Below are 1,436 nucleotides of genomic sequence, written 5' to 3'. Positions count from 1 at the left end.
GCCAACAGCGCCTGCGCCGCACCCGGCGAAATACCCGAACGCCCCTGGGCCAACCCCGCCAGGCGGGCTGCGGTGATCGCGCGTAATTCCTCACGCGTGGCCAGGCGGCCAACGCCCACCGCACGCCCCAAAGGAATGTTTGCCTGCACCGGCGCAACCTGCGTATCCACCGCCGCACCGAGGCCGGTGGTCACCCCGTAAATCGGCGTGCCTTCAGCCACCAGGCGCAGCAACAGTCGATGCCCTTCGTCGATACGTTGGCGGGCCGCATCGCTGAAGTCAGCCGGTGCGTCTTGGCGGGCAATCGACAGCAAATCCTCAATCGTCAAACCGGCGGGATCGAAGTGAATCATGCCCAGCGCAACCGCTGGCCGATCCCCAGGCGTTTGGATTTTTCCAGCAGTGCGTGGCCCAGGGCGATATCGCTGAGGCTCAAGCCACGGTGCCAGAACAGGATGGTTTCCTCGGGGGTTTCCCGGCCGGTCTTCAAGCCGGCGACGATCTGCCCCAACTCGGCATGCAAGGTCTCGGCGCTGAGTTTTCCGGCGTCGACGTGGGCGCGCAATGCGCCGAACATCCCGCCCTTGCACTGGCCCCAGTCGTCCACCACCAGCTTGTGCATGATGTCGGTCAACGACAGTTCCACCGCGCTCATGGTGCCGTAGGGCACGACGAAGGCACCGGGCTTGATCCACTCGGTGTGCAGCAACGGTTGCGGCTGATCCAGGCGTGAAGCTTCCACCACGATGTCGGCGCCGCGCACCGTGGACTCCCAGTCGTCGGTGACAATCACCGGCTTGCCGAGGTCGCGGCGCAGGCGTTCGGCGAAGGCTTCGCGGCTTTCACTGCGGCGCGAGTGCACGCGGATTTCGTCGAAGTCGAACAGGTGGTCCAGCAGCCGCACGTTCCAATACGCCGTGCCACGGGCACCGATGTGCGCGAGGACTTTACTGTCGGGACGGGCCAGGTATTTGGCACCGATGGCGGTGACGGCGCCGGTGCGCATGTCGGTGATCGCCGAGGCGTCCAGGATGGCCTTGGGGATGCCGGTGGCCGGGTCCAGCAGATTGAGAATCGCCAGTTCCGAGGGCAGGCCCTTGCGGTAGTTATCGACAAAGTCGCCCACCACCTTGACCCCGGCGTAGCCGATTGCACCGCCCAATACACCGCGCAGCACGTTGAAGTGGCCGTTGATTTCACCGCCGGGAATCAGGTGCATGCGCGGCTCGATCACCGCCTCGCTGCGGCCCTGGATCGCCAGGCTGGATTCGATGGCGTTGAGGATTTCGTCGTTGGTCAGGGCCAGTTCGTCGATGTCCAGGCCGTTGAGGAAGTCGATGTAGATCGGTTGCATGGTCTGCTCACTGATGGGTTGCGAAGGTCGATGCTGAAGATGCTTTTATGGGGTGAGGGAGATTGCTGTGGGGAGGGAGCTT

2 protein-coding genes are annotated in these 1,436 nt (G+C 64.2%); both read right to left on the bottom strand.

From position 1 onward, the window contains the following. On the bottom strand, positions 1-353 hold a 353-nt coding region (locus HX786_RS31185), incomplete at its 3' end, for an aromatic amino acid lyase (RefSeq protein ID WP_178913061.1). Continuing rightward, positions 350-1,354 (bottom strand): ornithine cyclodeaminase family protein, encoded by a 1,005-nt coding sequence (locus tag HX786_RS31180; RefSeq protein ID WP_177027652.1) that lies wholly within the window; start codon positions 1,352-1,354, stop codon positions 350-352. The genes HX786_RS31185 and HX786_RS31180, both read right to left, overlap by 4 nt. Positions 1,355-1,436 lie beyond the last annotated feature (82 nt).

The organism is Pseudomonas sp. 21615526, from assembly GCF_013386245.1.
In the GTDB taxonomy this organism is placed as follows: domain Bacteria; phylum Pseudomonadota; class Gammaproteobacteria; order Pseudomonadales; family Pseudomonadaceae; genus Aquipseudomonas.
This window is presented reverse-complemented; position numbering and strand designations above follow the sequence as displayed.